25 protein-coding genes are annotated in these 17740 nt (G+C 55.3%); all 25 read left to right on the top strand.

The features are described from left to right. Positions 1 to 62: 62 nt before the first annotated feature. The 25 genes from rpoC (at position 63) to rpmD (ending at position 17738) form a co-directional block, all read left to right on the top strand. Positions 63 to 4262: a DNA-directed RNA polymerase subunit beta' gene (gene rpoC, locus KSS91_RS25970; protein ID WP_007970416.1), complete on the top strand. Its 4200-nt coding sequence runs from the start codon at positions 63 to 65 to the stop codon at positions 4260 to 4262. A 216-nt stretch (positions 4263 to 4478) separates the two neighbouring features. Next, positions 4479 to 4850: a 30S ribosomal protein S12 gene (rpsL, locus tag KSS91_RS25965; protein ID WP_003186084.1), complete on the top strand. Its 372-nt coding sequence runs from the start codon at positions 4479 to 4481 to the stop codon at positions 4848 to 4850. A gap of 108 nt (positions 4851 to 4958) precedes the next feature. After that, on the top strand, positions 4959 to 5432 hold the full coding sequence (gene rpsG, locus KSS91_RS25960; RefSeq protein WP_007970418.1) for a 30S ribosomal protein S7: 474 nt from the start codon (positions 4959 to 4961) through the stop codon (positions 5430 to 5432). A gap of 30 nt (positions 5433 to 5462) precedes the next feature. Beyond that, positions 5463 to 7568 carry an elongation factor G gene (gene fusA / locus KSS91_RS25955; protein ID WP_007970420.1) on the top strand — a complete coding sequence of 702 codons (2106 nt, stop codon included), beginning with the start codon at positions 5463 to 5465 and terminating at the stop codon, positions 7566 to 7568. A gap of 30 nt (positions 7569 to 7598) precedes the next feature. Continuing rightward, positions 7599 to 8792: an elongation factor Tu gene (gene tuf, locus KSS91_RS25950; RefSeq protein WP_007970421.1), complete on the top strand. Its 1194-nt coding sequence runs from the start codon at positions 7599 to 7601 to the stop codon at positions 8790 to 8792. Between the two features lie 157 nt (positions 8793 to 8949). After that, positions 8950 to 9261: a 30S ribosomal protein S10 gene (gene rpsJ / locus KSS91_RS25945; RefSeq protein ID WP_003186070.1), complete on the top strand. Its 312-nt coding sequence runs from the start codon at positions 8950 to 8952 to the stop codon at positions 9259 to 9261. A gap of 80 nt (positions 9262 to 9341) precedes the next feature. Beyond that, positions 9342 to 9977 (top strand): 50S ribosomal protein L3, encoded by a 636-nt coding sequence (gene rplC / locus KSS91_RS25940; protein ID WP_003186059.1) that lies wholly within the window; start codon positions 9342 to 9344, stop codon positions 9975 to 9977. A gap of 12 nt (positions 9978 to 9989) precedes the next feature. Then, the gene (gene rplD, locus KSS91_RS25935; protein WP_003228735.1) at positions 9990 to 10592 is read left to right on the top strand and encodes a 50S ribosomal protein L4; all 603 of its coding nucleotides are present in this window, start codon (positions 9990 to 9992) and stop codon (positions 10590 to 10592) included. After that, the gene (gene rplW / locus KSS91_RS25930) at positions 10589 to 10888 is read left to right on the top strand and encodes a 50S ribosomal protein L23 (protein ID WP_002555488.1); all 300 of its coding nucleotides are present in this window, start codon (positions 10589 to 10591) and stop codon (positions 10886 to 10888) included. The genes rplD and rplW overlap by 4 nt, the downstream gene beginning before the upstream one ends. A gap of 14 nt (positions 10889 to 10902) precedes the next feature. Next, the gene (gene rplB / locus KSS91_RS25925) at positions 10903 to 11727 is read left to right on the top strand and encodes a 50S ribosomal protein L2 (RefSeq protein ID WP_003228734.1); all 825 of its coding nucleotides are present in this window, start codon (positions 10903 to 10905) and stop codon (positions 11725 to 11727) included. Between the two features lie 16 nt (positions 11728 to 11743). Next, complete coding sequence (rpsS, locus tag KSS91_RS25920; protein ID WP_002555486.1) at positions 11744 to 12019, top strand: 30S ribosomal protein S19; 276 nt, start codon at positions 11744 to 11746, stop codon at positions 12017 to 12019. 11 nt (positions 12020 to 12030) lie between these two features. Further along, complete coding sequence (gene rplV / locus KSS91_RS25915) at positions 12031 to 12363, top strand: 50S ribosomal protein L22 (protein ID WP_003103908.1); 333 nt, start codon at positions 12031 to 12033, stop codon at positions 12361 to 12363. A 13-nt stretch (positions 12364 to 12376) separates the two neighbouring features. Continuing rightward, positions 12377 to 13063 carry a 30S ribosomal protein S3 gene (gene rpsC, locus KSS91_RS25910; RefSeq protein ID WP_007970424.1) on the top strand — a complete coding sequence of 229 codons (687 nt, stop codon included), beginning with the start codon at positions 12377 to 12379 and terminating at the stop codon, positions 13061 to 13063. A 12-nt stretch (positions 13064 to 13075) separates the two neighbouring features. After that, positions 13076 to 13489, top strand: a complete 414-nt coding sequence (gene rplP / locus KSS91_RS25905; RefSeq protein WP_003228729.1) for a 50S ribosomal protein L16 — start codon at positions 13076 to 13078, stop codon at positions 13487 to 13489. Continuing rightward, positions 13489 to 13680: a 50S ribosomal protein L29 gene (gene rpmC, locus KSS91_RS25900; RefSeq protein ID WP_002555481.1), complete on the top strand. Its 192-nt coding sequence runs from the start codon at positions 13489 to 13491 to the stop codon at positions 13678 to 13680. The genes rplP and rpmC overlap by 1 nt, the downstream gene beginning before the upstream one ends. Before the next feature lie 2 nt (positions 13681 to 13682). Further along, positions 13683 to 13949, top strand: a complete 267-nt coding sequence (gene rpsQ / locus KSS91_RS25895) for a 30S ribosomal protein S17 (protein ID WP_003176419.1) — start codon at positions 13683 to 13685, stop codon at positions 13947 to 13949. A gap of 23 nt (positions 13950 to 13972) precedes the next feature. After that, on the top strand, positions 13973 to 14341 hold the full coding sequence (gene rplN, locus KSS91_RS25890; RefSeq protein WP_002555479.1) for a 50S ribosomal protein L14: 369 nt from the start codon (positions 13973 to 13975) through the stop codon (positions 14339 to 14341). Between the two features lie 11 nt (positions 14342 to 14352). Then, positions 14353 to 14667, top strand: a complete 315-nt coding sequence (rplX, locus tag KSS91_RS25885) for a 50S ribosomal protein L24 (RefSeq protein WP_003186046.1) — start codon at positions 14353 to 14355, stop codon at positions 14665 to 14667. Positions 14668 to 14687: 20 nt separating this feature from the next. Further along, positions 14688 to 15227, top strand: coding sequence for a 50S ribosomal protein L5 (rplE, locus tag KSS91_RS25880; protein WP_003210069.1), 540 nt, complete (start codon positions 14688 to 14690; stop codon positions 15225 to 15227). A 13-nt stretch (positions 15228 to 15240) separates the two neighbouring features. Beyond that, positions 15241 to 15546, top strand: a complete 306-nt coding sequence (gene rpsN, locus KSS91_RS25875) for a 30S ribosomal protein S14 (protein WP_003176414.1) — start codon at positions 15241 to 15243, stop codon at positions 15544 to 15546. 209 nt (positions 15547 to 15755) lie between these two features. Then, positions 15756 to 16148 carry a 30S ribosomal protein S8 gene (rpsH, locus tag KSS91_RS25870; protein WP_003186040.1) on the top strand — a complete coding sequence of 131 codons (393 nt, stop codon included), beginning with the start codon at positions 15756 to 15758 and terminating at the stop codon, positions 16146 to 16148. A gap of 12 nt (positions 16149 to 16160) precedes the next feature. Beyond that, positions 16161 to 16694, top strand: a complete 534-nt coding sequence (rplF, locus tag KSS91_RS25865) for a 50S ribosomal protein L6 (protein ID WP_003176412.1) — start codon at positions 16161 to 16163, stop codon at positions 16692 to 16694. 10 nt (positions 16695 to 16704) lie between these two features. Then, positions 16705 to 17055 (top strand): 50S ribosomal protein L18, encoded by a 351-nt coding sequence (rplR, locus tag KSS91_RS25860; protein WP_003186037.1) that lies wholly within the window; start codon positions 16705 to 16707, stop codon positions 17053 to 17055. Positions 17056 to 17058: 3 nt separating this feature from the next. Continuing rightward, on the top strand, positions 17059 to 17559 hold the full coding sequence (gene rpsE, locus KSS91_RS25855; RefSeq protein ID WP_003186035.1) for a 30S ribosomal protein S5: 501 nt from the start codon (positions 17059 to 17061) through the stop codon (positions 17557 to 17559). 2 nt (positions 17560 to 17561) lie between these two features. Further along, entirely contained in the window at positions 17562 to 17738 is a 177-nt protein-coding gene (rpmD, locus tag KSS91_RS25850; protein ID WP_003176408.1) for a 50S ribosomal protein L30, read from the top strand. The last annotated feature ends 2 nt before the right edge of the window (positions 17739 to 17740 follow it).

Raw genomic sequence — 17740 nt, 5'->3', positions numbered from 1 at the left:
CGTGACGCGAATCGAGAGCGGGGCAGGATTGCCCGCTCTCTGCTCCGCCAGGAGGAAAGGCCTTGAAAGACCTACTGAATTTGCTGAAAAACCAGGGTCAAGTCGAAGAGTTCGACGCCATCCGTATCGGATTGGCATCGCCTGAGATGATCCGTTCGTGGTCGTTCGGTGAAGTTAAAAAGCCGGAAACCATCAACTACCGTACGTTCAAACCTGAGCGTGACGGGCTGTTCTGCGCCAAGATCTTTGGCCCGGTAAAGGATTACGAGTGCCTGTGCGGTAAGTACAAGCGCTTGAAACACCGCGGTGTGATCTGCGAGAAGTGCGGCGTTGAAGTCGCGCTGGCAAAAGTTCGTCGTGAGCGCATGGCGCACATTGAACTGGCCTCGCCGGTTGCCCACATCTGGTTCCTGAAATCGCTGCCGTCCCGTATCGGCTTGCTGATGGACATGACCCTGCGTGATATCGAGCGCGTTCTCTACTTCGAGAGCTACGTCGTTATCGATCCAGGCATGACCACCCTTGAAAAAGGTCAGCTGCTGAACGACGAGCAGTACTTCGAAGCGCTGGAAGAATTCGGCGACGATTTCGATGCCCGCATGGGTGCCGAAGCTGTCCGCGAACTGCTGCACGCTATCGACCTGGAGCACGAGATTGGCCGCCTGCGTGAAGAAATTCCGCAAACCAACTCGGAAACCAAGATCAAGAAGCTGTCCAAGCGTCTGAAGTTGATGGAAGCCTTCCAGGGTTCCGGCAACCTGCCAGAGTGGATGGTGCTGACCGTTCTGCCGGTTCTGCCGCCAGATCTGCGTCCACTGGTCCCGCTCGATGGCGGTCGTTTCGCGACTTCTGACCTCAACGATCTGTATCGTCGAGTGATCAACCGTAACAACCGTTTGAAGCGCCTGCTGGATCTGTCCGCTCCGGACATCATCGTGCGCAACGAAAAGCGTATGTTGCAGGAAGCCGTCGACGCATTGCTCGACAACGGTCGTCGTGGCCGCGCTATCACAGGTTCCAACAAGCGTCCTCTGAAATCCCTGGCTGACATGATCAAGGGTAAGCAGGGTCGTTTCCGTCAGAACTTGCTCGGTAAGCGTGTTGACTACTCCGGCCGTTCGGTAATTACCGTAGGTCCGACCCTGCGTCTGCACCAGTGCGGTCTGCCGAAGAAGATGGCTCTCGAGCTGTTCAAGCCGTTCATTTTCGGCAAGCTGGAAATGCGTGGTCTCGCGACCACCATCAAAGCTGCCAAGAAGATGGTCGAGCGCGAGCTGCCGGAAGTTTGGGACGTTCTCGCTGAAGTGATTCGCGAACACCCGGTTCTTCTCAACCGTGCACCGACCCTTCACCGTCTGGGTATCCAGGCGTTTGAACCGGTACTGATCGAAGGTAAGGCTATCCAGCTGCACCCTCTGGTCTGCGCCGCGTACAACGCCGACTTCGACGGCGACCAAATGGCCGTGCACGTACCGCTGACGCTGGAAGCCCAGCTGGAAGCGCGTGCGTTGATGATGTCGACCAACAACATTCTGTCGCCAGCCAACGGTGAGCCAATCATCGTTCCGTCGCAGGACGTTGTATTGGGTCTGTACTACATGACGCGTGAAGCGATCAACGCCAAGGGCGAAGGTCGTGTATTCGCGGATCTGCAGGAAGTTGACCGTGTGTTCCGTGCCGGCGAAGCCGCACTCCACGCCAAGGTTAAAGTCCGGATCAACGAAACCGTCAACGACCGTGACGGCGGCAGCGTGACCAACACCCGTATCGTCGACACCACTGTCGGCCGTGCGCTGTTGTTCCAGGTTGTGCCAAAAGGTCTGTCGTACGACGTCGTCAACCTGCCGATGAAGAAAAAGGCGATCTCCAAGCTGATCAACCAGTGCTACCGCGTGGTTGGTCTGAAAGAGACCGTTATCTTCGCTGACCAGTTGATGTACACCGGTTTTGCCTACTCGACCATCTCCGGCGTTTCCATCGGTGTTAACGACTTCGTTATCCCGGATGAAAAAGCCCGCATCATCGGTGCAGCCACCGACGAAGTGAAAGAGATCGAGAGCCAGTACGCCTCCGGCCTGGTAACCCAGGGCGAGAAGTACAACAAAGTGATCGACCTTTGGTCCAAGGCGAACGACGAAGTTTCCAAGGCGATGATGGCCAACCTCTCGAAAGAGAAAGTCATCGACCGTCATGGCGTCGAAGTCGACCAGGAGTCGTTCAACTCGATGTACATGATGGCCGACTCGGGTGCGCGGGGTTCCGCAGCACAGATTCGTCAGCTCGCCGGTATGCGTGGCCTGATGGCCAAGCCGGACGGCTCCATCATCGAAACGCCGATTACTGCGAACTTCCGTGAGGGTTTGAGCGTACTTCAGTACTTCATCTCCACTCACGGTGCTCGTAAAGGTCTGGCGGATACCGCGTTGAAAACGGCGAACTCGGGTTACCTGACTCGTCGTCTGGTAGACGTGGCGCAGGATCTGGTTGTAACCGAGATCGATTGCGGCACCGAGCACGGTCTGCTGATGACTCCGCACATTGAAGGCGGTGACGTTGTAGAGCCGTTGGGTGAGCGCGTATTGGGTCGTGTTATTGCCCGTGACGTATTCAAGCCGGGTACCGAGGACGTCATCGTTCCTGCTGGCACCCTGGTAGACGAGAAGTGGGTCGAGTTCATCGAGCTGAACAGCATCGACGAAGTGATCGTGCGTTCGCCGATCAGCTGCGAAACCCGCTACGGCATTTGCGCCAAGTGCTACGGTCGTGACCTGGCTCGTGGTCACCAGGTGAACATCGGTGAAGCGGTCGGCGTTATCGCTGCCCAGTCCATCGGTGAACCGGGTACCCAGCTGACGATGCGTACGTTCCACATCGGTGGTGCGGCAAGCCGGACCTCTGCAGCCGACAGCGTTCAGGTGAAGAATGGCGGTACCGTCCGTCTGCATAACCTGAAGCACGTTGAGCGAGTGGACGGTCACCTGGTTGCCGTGTCCCGTTCCGGTGAGCTGGCCATCGCTGATGACTTCGGTCGTGAGCGTGAGCGTTATAAGCTGCCGTACGGTGCCGTGATTTCGGTTAAAGAAGGTGACAAGGTCGACGCTGGCGCCATCGTGGCCAAGTGGGATCCGCACACTCACCCGATCGTTACCGAAATGAAAGGTACCGTGACCTACGTGGGCATGGAAGAAGGCATCACGATCAAGCGTCAGACTGACGAATTGACCGGTATGACCAACATTGAAGTACTCGACGCCAAGGATCGTCCAGCTGCCGGTAAGGACATCCGTCCAGCCGTGAAGATGGTCGACGACAACGGCAAGGATCTGTTGCTGCCAGGCACTGACGTAATCGCTCAGTACTTCCTGCCAGCCAACGCCCTGGTCGGTGTAGCGGACGGTGCGAAGATTGCGATCGGTGATGTTATCGCTCGTATTCCGCAAGAAACTTCGAAGACCCGTGACATCACCGGTGGTCTGCCGCGTGTTGCCGACCTGTTCGAAGCCCGTCGTCCGAAAGAAGCGTCGATTCTTGCTGAAGTCAGCGGCACCATCGCGTTCGGTAAAGAGACCAAGGGCAAGCGCCGTCTGGTCATTACCCCGAACGACGGTAGCGATCCGTACGAAGAGCTGATTCCGAAGTGGCGTCACCTGAACGTGTTCGAAGGCGAACAGGTAAACCGCGGCGAAGTTATCTCCGACGGTCCGAGCGATCCACACGACATCCTGCGTCTGCTGGGTGTGAGTGCGCTGGCCAAGTACATCGTTAACGAGATCCAGGACGTTTACCGTCTGCAAGGCGTGAAGATCAACGACAAGCACATCGAGACCATCCTGCGTCAGATGCTGCGTAAAGTTGAAATCGCTGAATCCGGCGATTCCAGTTTCATCAAGGGCGACCAGATGGAACTGACTCACGTACTGGTAGAGAACGAGCGCCTGGCGACTGAAGACAAGTTTGTCTCCAAGTTCACTCGTGTACTGCTGGGTATCACCAAGGCGTCGTTGTCCACCGAATCGTTCATCTCGGCGGCTTCCTTCCAGGAAACCACCCGCGTACTGACCGAGGCGGCGGTAACCGGCAAGCGCGATTACCTGCGCGGCCTTAAAGAAAACGTGGTCGTGGGTCGTCTGATCCCGGCCGGTACCGGTCTGGCTTATCACAGCGAGCGTAAGCGTCGCCGTGATGCAGACAAACCGTTGCGCGTAAGCGCCAGTGAAGTGGAAGCTGCACTGACCGAAGCGCTGAACTCGAGCGGTAACTGAGTTCTGCGGTAAATGAGTGTGAGGCCCTGGTCACTCCGTTCATCGAATCGAGACAAATTGTCGAGATTGGATGAGCGGGGAGGGCGGGGCCTTGCCTTGACTGGGGACAAGATCCTCTTTAGACTCTTGTACCCCTAAATTTGGCGGGAACTCGTTCCTGCCATTTTGCTTTTCTTGCAAGACAATAGCGTCGCAAGACAACAGTGGAGCTAGTAGATGGCAACTATCAACCAGCTGGTACGTCAGCCGCGTAAGCGTATCGTCGAGAAATCCGACGTGCCTGCGCTGCAGAACTGCCCGCAACGCCGTGGCGTGTGCACCCGTGTGTACACCACCACGCCGAAAAAACCTAACTCGGCACTGCGTAAAGTATGCCGTGTGCGTCTGACCAACGGTTTCGAGGTTTCCTCGTACATCGGTGGTGAAGGCCACAACCTGCAAGAGCACAGCGTGGTACTGATCCGCGGCGGTCGTGTAAAAGACTTGCCAGGTGTTCGTTACCACACCGTTCGCGGTTCGTTGGATACTTCCGGTGTTAAAGGTCGTAACCAGGGTCGTTCGAAGTACGGTACCAAGCGTCCGAAGTAATCGGCCGTTTTGCAGTTATTCATTTTATTGAGTCGATAAGAGTAAGGTCGGGCACGTATCCACAGGATCTGTCCCGGGCTAACCTGAAGACCGTTTGAGGGCTTATCAATGCCAAGACGTCGCGTAGCAGCCAAGCGTGAGATTCTGGACGATCCGAAATACGGAAGCCAAATCCTCGCCAAATTCATGAACCACGTAATGGAAAGCGGCAAGAAAGCCGTTGCCGAGCGTATCGTTTATGGTGCCCTGGATACCGTGAAGGCTCGTAAGGCCGGCACCGATCCCCTGGAACTCTTCGAAAAAGCACTCGACGCCATCGCTCCGCTGGTCGAAGTGAAGTCGCGCCGCGTTGGTGGTGCTACTTACCAGGTTCCGGTCGAGGTTCGTCCTTCCCGTCGTAACGCTCTGGCAATGCGCTGGTTGGTAGACTTCGCCCGCAAGCGCGGCGAGAAGTCTATGGCTCTGCGTTTGGCTGGCGAACTGTTGGACGCCGCCGAAGGTAAAGGTGCTGCAGTTAAGAAGCGTGAAGACGTGCACCGTATGGCTGAAGCCAACAAGGCTTTCTCGCACTACCGCTTCTAATTCTAGCGTCACTCATTTTGCGAGGGCTTTATGGCTCGTACTACACCGATTAATCGCTACCGTAACATCGGTATCGTTGCTCACGTGGATGCTGGTAAAACCACCACCACCGAGCGCGTCCTTTTTTACACTGGCAAAAGCCACAAGATGGGCGAAGTGCATGACGGCGCTGCGACCACTGACTGGATGGTTCAGGAGCAGGAGCGTGGTATTACCATTACTTCTGCTGCCATTACCGCCTTCTGGCAGGGTTCGGCCAAGCAGCACAAAGACCAATACCGCTTCAACGTCATCGATACCCCGGGTCACGTAGACTTCACTATTGAAGTTGAGCGTTCCCTGCGTGTACTCGACGGCGCGGTTGTTGTGTTCTGCGGCACCTCCGGCGTTGAGCCTCAGTCCGAAACCGTATGGCGTCAAGCCAACAAGTACGGCGTTCCACGTATTGTTTACGTGAACAAGATGGACCGTGCCGGTGCTAACTTCCTGCGCGTGATCGCTCAGATCAAGCAGCGCCTGGGTCACACTCCGGTGCCTATCCAGTTGGCTATCGGTTCCGAAGACAACTTCCAGGGTCAGATCGATCTGATGACCATGGAAGCCGTTTACTGGAACGATGCCGACAAGGGTATGACTCCTCGTCGTGAAGCCATCCCTGCTGAGCTGCAGGAGCTGGCTGAAGAGTGGCGCAACAACATGGTTGAGGCTGCGGCCGAAGCCAGCGAAGAGCTGATGAACAAGTACCTCGAAGGGGAAGAACTCTCCATCGAAGAAATCAAGGGTGCTCTGCGTCAGCGTACTATCGCTGGTGAGATCGTTCTGGCTGTTTGCGGTTCTTCCTTCAAGAACAAGGGTGTTCCCCTGGTTCTCGACGCCGTTATCGACTACCTGCCTGCACCAACTGACATTCCTGCCATCAAGGGTACTGACCCGGATGACGAGGAAAAGCAGATGGAGCGTCATGCAGACGACAACGAGCCGTTCTCGGCTCTGGCGTTCAAGATCGCTACCGACCCATTCGTGGGTACCTTGACCTTCGTCCGCGTTTACTCGGGCGTGTTGGCCTCCGGCGACGGCGTGATCAACTCGGTCAAAGGCAAGAAAGAGCGTGTGGGTCGTATGGTGCAGATGCACGCAAACGCCCGTGAAGAGATCAAGGAAGTGCGCGCTGGCGACATCGCGGCCTTGATCGGCATGAAGGACGTCACCACTGGTGAAACCTTGTGCAACGCTGACAAGCCAATCATCCTGGTTCGCATGGACTTCCCGGAGCCGGTTATTTCGGTTGCCGTAGAGCCTAAGACCAAGGATGACCAGGAAAAAATGGGTATCGCTCTGGGCAAACTTGCTCAGGAAGACCCGTCTTTCCGCGTCAAGACTGATGAAGAGACTGGTCAAACGATCATCTCTGGCATGGGCGAGCTGCACCTGGACATCCTGGTTGACCGGATGCGCCGTGAGTTCAACGTCGAAGCCAACATCGGTAAGCCTCAGGTTTCCTATCGTGAGCGCATCACGAAGAACTGCGAAATCGAAGGCAAGTTCGTTCGTCAATCCGGTGGTCGTGGCCAGTTCGGTCATTGCTGGATCCGTTTTGCTCCTGCTGACGAAGGTCAGGAAGGTCTGCAATTCTTGAACGAAGTAGTGGGTGGTGTGGTTCCTAAGGAATACATCCCGGCTATCCAGAAGGGTATCGAAGAGCAGATGAAGAACGGCGTTGTTGCCGGCTATCCGCTGATCGGCCTGAAGGCTACCGTGTTTGATGGTTCTTACCACGACGTCGACTCCAACGAGATGGCGTTTAAGGTGGCTGCTTCCATGGCGACCAAGCAACTGGCCCAGAAGGGCGGTGGTGAGTTGCTCGAGCCGATCATGGCGGTAGAGGTTGTTACGCCTGAAGACTATATGGGTGACGTGATGGGCGACCTCAATCGTCGTCGCGGCATGATTCTGGGTATGGAAGACACGGTTTCCGGTAAGGTGATCCGTGCTGAAGTTCCGTTGGGCGAGATGTTCGGTTATGCGACCGACGTTCGTTCGATGTCCCAGGGTCGCGCAAGCTACTCTATGGAATTCAAAAAATACAATACGGCTCCGTCGCACATCGTCGAAACCGTTACCAAAAAACAAGGCTGATTCAGTCCTTTAGGCAAGGAGTTAATTGTCGTGGCTAAAGAAAAATTTGATCGTTCCCTACCGCACGTCAACGTTGGCACCATCGGTCACGTTGACCACGGTAAAACCACTCTGACCGCAGCTCTGACTCGCGTTTGCTCCGAGGTTTTCGGTTCCGCAATCGTTGAATTCGACAAGATCGACAGCGCGCCAGAAGAAAAAGCTCGTGGTATCACCATCAACACCGCGCACGTCGAGTACAACTCGAACATTCGTCACTACGCTCACGTTGACTGCCCAGGTCACGCTGACTACGTGAAGAACATGATCACCGGTGCTGCCCAGATGGACGGCGCGATCCTGGTTTGCTCGGCCGCTGATGGTCCGATGCCACAAACCCGTGAGCACATCCTGCTGTCCCGTCAGGTAGGCGTTCCGTACATCGTGGTTTTCCTGAACAAGGCTGACCTGGTAGACGACGCTGAGCTGCTGGAACTGGTAGAGATGGAAGTGCGCGATCTGCTGAGCACTTACGACTTCCCAGGCGACGACACTCCAATCATCATTGGTTCGGCCCGTATGGCGCTGGAAGGCAAAGATGACAACGAGATGGGCACCACTGCCGTCAAGAAGCTGGTAGAAACTCTGGACACCTACATCCCAGAGCCAGAGCGTGCTATCGACAAGCCGTTCCTGATGCCAATCGAAGACGTATTCTCGATCTCCGGTCGCGGTACTGTTGTGACTGGTCGTATCGAGCGCGGTATCGTTCGCGTACAGGATCCACTGGAAATCGTTGGTCTGCGTGACACTACCGTCACCACCTGCACCGGTGTTGAAATGTTCCGTAAGCTGCTCGACGAAGGTCGTGCTGGCGAGAACTGCGGCGTTCTGTTGCGTGGCACCAAGCGTGACGACGTTGAGCGTGGTCAGGTTCTGGTCAAGCCAGGTTCGGTTAAGCCGCACACCAAGTTCACCGCAGAAGTTTACGTTCTGAGCAAGGAAGAAGGCGGTCGTCACACTCCGTTCTTCAAAGGCTACCGTCCACAGTTCTACTTCCGTACTACTGACGTGACTGGTAACTGCGAGCTGCCAGAAGGCGTTGAAATGGTAATGCCAGGTGACAACATTCAGATGACTGTTACCCTGATCAAAACCATCGCGATGGAAGACGGTCTGCGTTTCGCTATCCGTGAAGGCGGTCGTACCGTCGGCGCTGGCGTCGTAGCCAAAATCATCGAGTAAGCATCTCTTTTGAGATAGCTTCGATGCTTTGAAAAGCCCCCGCTCAGCGGGGGCTTTTTTATTGGGTTGACACCTATCTGGGGCGTCTATAGAATTGCGCCTCCTTTTAACGGGCGTATTGCGCCCGGTGGGAATAGCAGCCGGAGTCTGAAATCCAATGCAAAATCAGCAAATCCGTATCAGGTTGAAGGCTTTCGACCATCGCCTGATCGACCAATCAACCCAGGAAATCGTGGAAACCGCGAAACGTACTGGTGCTCAAGTGCGTGGTCCAATTCCACTGCCTACCCGTAAAGAGCGGTTCACCGTTCTGGTCTCCCCGCACGTCAATAAAGACGCGCGTGACCAGTACGAGATCCGTACTCATAAGCGCGTTCTGGACATCGTCCAGCCAACGGATAAAACCGTTGATGCTCTTATGAAGCTTGATCTTGCGGCCGGTGTGGAAGTGCAGATCAGCCTCGGCTAAGACTCGGTCTTAGTCGTGTAACGCTCTGAAATGGGCGGCCATAGCGGGTGAAAGCCCCGTACACTCATGAGGTTTACAACATGACTATTGGTGTAGTCGGTCGTAAATGCGGTATGACCCGTATTTTCACCGAAGAAGGTGTCTCCATTCCGGTCACGGTCATTGAGATCGAGCCGAATCGCGTCACCCAGTTCAAAACTGAAGAGACCGATGGCTATCGTGCAGTGCAAGTCACTGTCGGCGAGCGTCGTGCTTCGCGTGTAACAGCAGCTCAGGCTGGCCACTTCGCTAAAGCGAACGTTGCCGCTGGTCGTACCGTAATGGAATTCCGCCTTGAAGAAGGCGAGTACCAGGCCGGCGATCTGATCAACGCTGAAATCTTCGCCGCTGGTCAACTGGTTGATGTAACCGGTCAGTCCAAGGGTAAAGGCTTCCAGGGTACGATCAAGCGTTGGAATTTCCGCGGGCAAGATAACACCCACGGTAACTCCGTATCCCACCGCGTTCCAGGCTCTATCGGCCAGTGCCAGACTCCTGGTCGTGTATTCAAGGGCAAAAAAATGTCCGGTCATATGGGCGCTGAGCGCGTGACCGTGCAGTCCCTCGAAGTAGTGCGCGTGGACGCTGAACGCAATCTGTTGTTGGTCAAGGGCGCTGTTCCTGGCGCTACTGGCGGCAACTTGGTTGTACGTCCAGCAGCCAAGGCTCGCGGTTAAGGGGAAGCTGACATGCAATTAAATGTAAATGACGCTCAAGCGATCGAAGTTTCCGAACTGACATTTGGCGGCGAATTCAACGAGACGCTGGTTCACCAAGCAGTCGTGGCCTACATGGCCGGCGGCCGTCAGGGTTCCAAGCAGCAAAAGACCCGTTCCGACGTTCGTGGTGGCGGCAAGCGCCCATGGCGTCAGAAAGGTACTGGCCGTGCTCGTGCCGGTACTATCCGTAGCCCAATCTGGCGTGGCGGCGGTACCACTTTCGCAGCTCGTCCACAGGATCACTCCCAGAAGCTGAACAAGAAGATGTATCGCGCAGCAATGCGCTCCATCCTTGCTGAGCTGGTGCGTACTGATCGTCTGGTCGTGGTTCAGGATTTCGCCGTTGAAACGCCGAAAACCAAAGACCTGCTGGGCAAGCTGAACAACATGAGCCTGACCGACGTTCTGATCGTGTCGGACGCTGTTGATCAGAACCTGTACCTGGCTGCTCGTAACCTGCCACACGTAGATGTACGTGATGTGCAAGGTTCCGATCCAGTTAGTCTGATCGCATACGACAAGGTGTTGATCACCGTGTCGGCCGTGAAGAAATTCGAGGAGCTGCTGGGATGAACCAGGAACGCGTATTTAAAGTTCTGCTTGGCCCGCACGTTTCCGAGAAGGCTACGGTTCTGGCAGACAAGAAAGGCCAGTTCGTTTTCAAGGTTGCTACTGACGCAACCAAGCTGGAAATCAAGAAGGCCGTCGAAAGCCTGTTCAGCGTGAAAGTAGAGCGTGTAACTACCCTGAATGTTCTGGGTAAGAGCAAGCGCACTGCTCGCGGTCTGGGCAAGCGTAATGACTGGAAGAAGGCAGTTATCTCCCTTCAGCCAGGCCAAGATCTCGATTTCAGCAGCAGTGCTGAGTAAGGAAGGGGTGCATCATGGCAATCGTTAAATGCAAACCGACTTCCCCTGGCCGCCGTTTTGTGGTCAAGGTGGTCAACCAGGAGCTGCATAAAGGCGCTCCTCACGCACCGCTGCTCGAGAAGAAATCGAAGACTGGTGGTCGTAACAACAATGGCCGTATTACCACTCGTCACATCGGTGGTGGTCATAAGCAGCATTACCGTATGGTCGATTTCCGTCGCAACGACAAAGATGGCATCGTCGCCACTGTCGAGCGTATCGAATACGATCCAAACCGTACTGCTCACATCGCACTGCTCTGCTACGCAGACGGCGAGCGCCGCTACATCATCGCCCCTAAAGGCGTGAGTGCTGGCGACCAGCTGATCGCAGGCGCTCTGGCTCCAATCAAGCCAGGCAACGCTCTGCAACTGCGCAACATTCCAGTCGGTTCTACCGTACACGGCATCGAACTGAAGCCAGGTAAAGGCGCACAGATCGCTCGTTCCGCTGGTGCTTCGGCTCAGCTGATCGCTCGTGAAGGCGTGTACGTTACCCTGCGTCTGCGTTCCGGTGAAATGCGTAAAGTCCTGGCTGAATGCCGTGCGACCCTGGGCGAAGTCTCGAACTCCGAGCACAGCCTGCGTTCGCTGGGTAAAGCCGGTGCCAAACGCTGGCGTGGCGTTCGCCCAACCGTTCGTGGTGTTGCCATGAACCCGGTTGACCACCCACATGGTGGTGGTGAAGGTCGTACCTCTGGTGGTCGTCATCCGGTATCGCCATGGGGCTTCCCGACTAAGGGCGCGAAGACTCGTGGTAATAAGCGTACCGACAAAATGATCGTCCGTCGTCGCAAGTAAATAGAGGGATACGACAGTGCCACGTTCTCTGAAAAAAGGTCCTTTTATCGATCTTCACCTACTGAAGAAGATCGAAGTGGCGGCGGAAAAGAACGATCGCAAACCGGTGAAAACCTGGTCGCGTCGTTCGATGATCCTGCCACAAATGGTCGGTCTGACCATCGCAGTACACAACGGTCGTCAGCACGTCCCAGTTCTCGTGAACGAAGACATGGTCGGCCACAAACTGGGCGAGTTCGCCGGTACCCGCACTTATCGCGGGCACGTGGCAGACAAGAAAGCCAAGCGTTAAGGGGTTAGGAAATGGAAGTAGCCGCTAAGTTGTCGGGCGCTCGAATCTCCGCCCAGAAAGCCCGCTTGGTCGCCGACCAGATCCGCGGGAAGAAGGTGGGCGAAGCGCTCAACCTGTTGGCTTTCAGCAGTAAGAAAGCCGCCGAGATCATGAAGAAAGTGCTGGAGTCGGCCGTAGCCAACGCCGAGCATAACGAAGGCGCAGACGTTGATGACCTGAAGGTCAGCACCGTTTTCGTCAACGAAGGGCGTTCGCTGAAGCGCATCATGCCACGTGCCAAAGGCCGTGCTGATCGCATCGTCAAGCGGTCTTGCCATATCACTGTCAAGGTTGCTGACAAGTAACGGAGTCGAAGAGATGGGTCAGAAAGTACATCCCATTGGCATTCGCCTGGGAATCGTCAAGGAGCACACCTCCGTCTGGTACGCAGACGGTCGGACTTATGCGGACTATTTGCTCGCAGATCTGAATGTGCGTGAGTACCTCCAAGACAAACTAAAAAGCGCGTCCGTAAGCCGTATCGATATCCATCGTCCGGCCCAAACTGCACGCATCACCATCCACACCGCTCGTCCAGGTATCGTTATCGGGAAGAAAGGTGAAGATGTTGAGAAACTGCGTCAGGACCTGACCAAGCAAATGGGTGTGCCTGTGCACATCAATATCGAAGAGATCCGCAAGCCGGAGCTCGACGGTATGCTGGTTGCGCAGAGCGTAGCTCAGCAGCTGGAGCGTCGCGTAATGTTCCGTCGTGCTATGAAGCGCGCCGTACAGAACGCCATGCGCATTGGTGCCAAAGGCATCAAAATCCAAGTGAGCGGTCGTCTCGGCGGTGCTGAAATCGCACGTACTGAATGGTATCGCGAAGGTCGTGTGCCATTGCACACCCTGCGTGCCGACATCGACTATGCCAACTACGAAGCTCACACCACTTACGGTGTGATCGGTGTAAAGGTTTGGATCTTCAAAGGCGAAGTAATTGGTGGTCGCCAAGAAGAACTGAAACCACAAGCACCAGCGCCTCGTAAAAAAGCTGCTAAGTAAGGGGTACGCCAAATGTTGCAACCAAAGCGTACGAAGTTCCGCAAGCAAATGACTGGTCACAACCGTGGCCTGGCATTGCGCGGTAGCAAAGTCAGCTTCGGCGAGTTCGCGCTGAAGTCTGTTGCTCGTGGTCGTCTCACCGCTCGTCAGATCGAGTCAGCGCGTCGTGCTCTGACCCGTCACGTAAAACGTGGCGGCAAGATCTGGATCCGTGTATTCCCGGACAAGCCGATCTCCAAAAAACCTCTCGAGGTTCGGATGGGTAAAGGTAAGGGTAACGTGGAATACTGGGTTGCCCAGATTCAGCCAGGCAAAGTCCTGTATGAAATCGAGGGTGTTTCTGAAGAGCTGGCGCGTGAGGCTTTCGCCCTGGCTGCTGCAAAGCTGCCGCTCGCCACCTCCTTTGTTAAACGGACGGTGATGTGATGAAAGCGAATGAACTTCGTGAAAAATCCGCACAGCAGCTGAACGAGCAACTGCTCGGCCTGCTGCGCGACCAGTTCAATCTGCGTATGCAGAAAGCAACTGGCCAGTTGGGGCAGTCTCATCTGCTCTCGCAAGTTAAGCGTGACATCGCTCGCGTGAAGACTGTGCTCAACCAGCAGGCAGGTAAGTAATCATGGCTGAAGCCGAAAAAACTGTCCGTACGCTGACTGGCCGTGTTGTCAGCGACAAGATGGACAAAACCATCACCGTTCTGATCGAGCGTCGCGTTAAGCACCCGATCTACGGTAAATACGTTAAGCGTTCGACTAAGCTGCACGCGCACGACGAAACCAATCAGTGCCACATCGGCGACAAAGTCACTATTCGTGAAACTCGTCCTTTGGCCAAGACCAAGTCTTGGGCGCTGGTTGATGTTCTCGAACGCGCTGTGGAAGTCTAAGGACTAGGGGTCGGAGAAATTATATGATTCAGACTCAATCCATGCTCGATGTGGCCGATAACAGCGGCGCTCGCCGCGTTATGTGCATCAAGGTGCTGGGTGGCTCCCATCGTCGTTACGCTGGTATCGGTGACATCATCAAAGTTACCGTCAAGGAAGCAATTCCTCGCGGTAAAGTGAAAAAAGGCCAAGTGATGACTGCTGTTGTAGTCCGCACTCGTCACGGCGTACGTCGTGCTGATGGCTCCATTATCCGCTTTGATGGCAACGCTGCTGTTCTGTTGAACAACAAGCAAGAGCCGATCGGCACCCGTATCTTTGGGCCAGTGACCCGTGAACTTCGTACTGAGAAGTTCATGAAGATCGTCTCGCTCGCCCCAGAAGTGCTGTAAGGAGATCCGACATGCAAAAGATTCGTCGTGACGACGAGATCATCGTGATCGCCGGCAAAGACAAAGGTAAGCGCGGTAAGGTGCTGAAGGTTCTTGCTGACAACCGTCTGGTTGTTGGTGGTCTGAACCTGGTCAAGCGTCATACCAAGCCTAACCCGATGTCGGGCGTACAGGGCGGTATCGTCGAGAAAGAAGCGCCACTGCACGCTTCCAACGTCGCCATCTTCAACGGCGAAACCAACAAGGCTGACCGCGTTGGTTTCAAAGTAGAAGACGGTAAGAAAATTCGTGTCTTCAAGTCGACCCAAAAAGCGGTTGATGCTTGAACACTGCTAGGTAGAAGACCATGGCACGACTAAAAGAGATTTACCGGAAGGAAATCGCTCCGAAACTTAAGGAAGAACTTAAGCTTTCGAACGTGATGGAAGTTCCGCGCGTTACCAAAATCACCCTGAACATGGGTCTGGGCGAAGCGATCGGCGACAAAAAAGTCATCGAACACGCTGTTGCTGACCTGGAAAAGATCACCGGCCAGAAAGTCGTTGTGACCTACGCTCGCAAATCCATCGCTGGCTTTAAAGTCCGTGAAGGTTGGCCGATCGGCGTCAAAGTGACCCTGCGCCGTGAGCGTATGTACGAGTTCCTGGATCGTCTACTGTCGATCTCCCTGCCTCGGGTTCGCGACTTCCGCGGCCTGAATGCCAAGTCCTTCGATGGTCGTGGCAACTACAGCATGGGCGTGAAAGAGCAGATCATCTTCCCGGAAATCGACTACGACAAGATCGATGCTCTCCGCGGTCTGGACATCACCCTGACCACCACTGCCAAGAACGATGATGAAGGCCGCGCTCTGCTGCGTGCGTTCAAATTCCCGTTCCGCAACTGATTGGAGTAGGACCATGGCCAAGATGAGCATGAAAAACCGCGAGCTGAAGCGTCAGCTCACGGTTGCCAAGTACGCCAAGAAGCGTGCAGCACTGAAAGCTATCATCGTTGATCTGAACGCAAGTCCAGAAGCGCGTTGGGAAGCTACAGTAGCCCTGCAGAAGCAGCCACGTGACGCAAGCGCTTCGCGCATGCGTAACCGCTGCCGCCTGACCGGTCGTCCACACGGCGTTTACCGCAAGTTCGGCCTCGGCCGTAACAAGCTGCGTGAAGCTGCCATGCGTGGTGACGTACCGGGTCTGGTTAAAGCCAGCTGGTAAGTACTGTCAAAGTCTCGGTGTCCAGGATCGCAAGATCCTGACCACCGGTGGCCTTGAATCTGGATCAAGCCCCTTTTGGGGCTTGATTCATTTCTGGGGTGTGTCTAGAATACCCGGCTCGCCTGAGCCCGTGTTTTTCATGCCCGGAGATTCTCGGCGACACGTAATAGCCGCAAGGCTAATTTTTTTGTATTAGGAGCGTCTAGCCCATGAGTATGCAGGACCCGTTAGCGGACATGCTAACTCGTATCCGTAATGCCCAGATGGCTGAAAAGTCCGTCGTAAGCATGCCATCTTCCACGTTGAAGGTAGCTGTTGCCAAAGTCCTGAAGGACGAAGGTTACATTGCGGGTTATCAGATCAGCAGCGAAATCAAACCACTGCTGTCCATCGAGCTGAAGTACTTCGAAGGCCGTCCGGTTATCGAAGAAGTGAAGCGCGTTAGCCGTCCAGGCCTGCGTCAGTACAAGTCCGTCGATGATCTGCCAAAAGTTCGTGGCGGTCTCGGTGTGTCTATCGTCTCCACCAACAAGGGTGTGATGACTGATCGTGCTGCGCGCGCTGCCGGTGTCGGCGGCGAAGTTCTTTGCACTGTGTTCTAAGGGGGGATAAGCATGTCTCGCGTCGCTAAGAACCCCGTTAAGCTGCCAGCCGGTGTCGAAGTAAAATTCGCAGGCCAACAGCTTTCGGTGAAGGGTGCCAAGGGCACTCTCGAACTGAACATCCATTCGTCCGTTGAGATCGTTGAAGAAGCTGGTGAGCTGCGTTTCGCTGCTCGCAATGGCGATCAACAGACTCGCGCAATGGCTGGTACCACTCGTGCGTTGGTAAACAACATGGTCCAAGGCGTAAGCCAAGGCTTCGAGCGCAAGCTCCAGCTGGTCGGTGTTGGTTACAAAGCGCAAGCAAAAGGCACAGTGCTGAACCTGGCTCTTGGCTTCTCGCACCCAGTGGATTACGAACTGCCGGAAGGCATCACCGCTGAGACTCCTAGCCAGACCGATATCCTGATCAAGGGCATCGACAAGCAGCTGGTAGGTCAAGTGGCCGCCGAGATCCGCGACTTCCGTCCACCAGAGCCGTACAAAGGCAAAGGTGTGCGCTACGCGGACGAAGTCGTCCGTCGTAAAGAAGCCAAGAAGAAGTAGGGCATAGCAAATGACCGACAAAAAAGTTACTCGACTGCGTCGCGCTCGCAAAGCACGCCTGAAAATGCACGAACTCGAAGTCGTGCGTCTCTGCGTGTTCCGCTCTTCGCAGCACATCTACGCCCAGGTCATTTCGGCCGACGGCAACAAAGTCCTGGCAAGCGCCTCGACTTTGGATAAAGAACTGCGTGATGGTGCCACCGGCAACATCGACGCGGCCACTAAGGTTGGCCAGCTGGTCGCTACGCGTGCTAAGGCCGCTGGCGTCTCGCAGGTGGCTTTCGACCGCTCTGGCTTCAAGTACCACGGCCGCGTTAAAGCGCTGGCTGATGCTGCTCGTGAAGCTGGGCTGGAGTTCTAAGTTATGTCAAATAACGACCAAAAGCGCGACGAAGGCTACATCGAGAAGCTGGTTCAAGTTAACCGCGTAGCCAAAACCGTTAAAGGCGGCCGTATCTTCACTTTCACTGCGTTGACCGTGGTTGGTGATGGTAAGGGCCGTGTTGGCTTCGGCCGTGGCAAGTCGCGTGAAGTGCCTGCTGCGATCCAGAAGGCAATGGAAGCTGCTCGCCGCAACATGATCCAGGTTGATCTGAACGGCACCACCCTGCAGTACGCAATGAAGTCCGCTCACGGCGCTTCGAAGGTGTACATGCAGCCTGCTTCTGAAGGTACCGGTATCATCGCTGGCGGCGCTATGCGTGCTGTCCTCGAAGTTGCTGGCGTTCAGAACGTTCTGGCCAAGTGCTACGGCTCGACTAACCCGGTAAACGTGGTTCACGCCACTTTCAAGGGTTTGAAAGCAATGCAGTCTCCTGAATCCATTGCCGCCAAGCGTGGCAAAAGCGTCAAGGAGATCTTCTGATCATGGCTACCGTTAAAGTTACGCTGATCAAAAGCATGACCGGCCGCATCCCTAACCACAAACTGTGCGTTAAGGGTCTGGGTCTGCGTCGCATCGGTCACACTGTAGAAGTCCAGGATACTCCCGAGAATCGCGGGATGATCAACAAGGCTTACTACATGCTGCGTGTCGAGGGTTAATC

Source organism: Pseudomonas azerbaijanorientalis, from assembly GCF_019139795.1.
GTDB classification, from domain to species: Bacteria; Pseudomonadota; Gammaproteobacteria; order Pseudomonadales; family Pseudomonadaceae; genus Aquipseudomonas; species Aquipseudomonas laurylsulfatiphila.
Note: the sequence above shows the minus strand (reverse complement) of the source record. Positions and strands in the feature narration are given on the sequence as shown.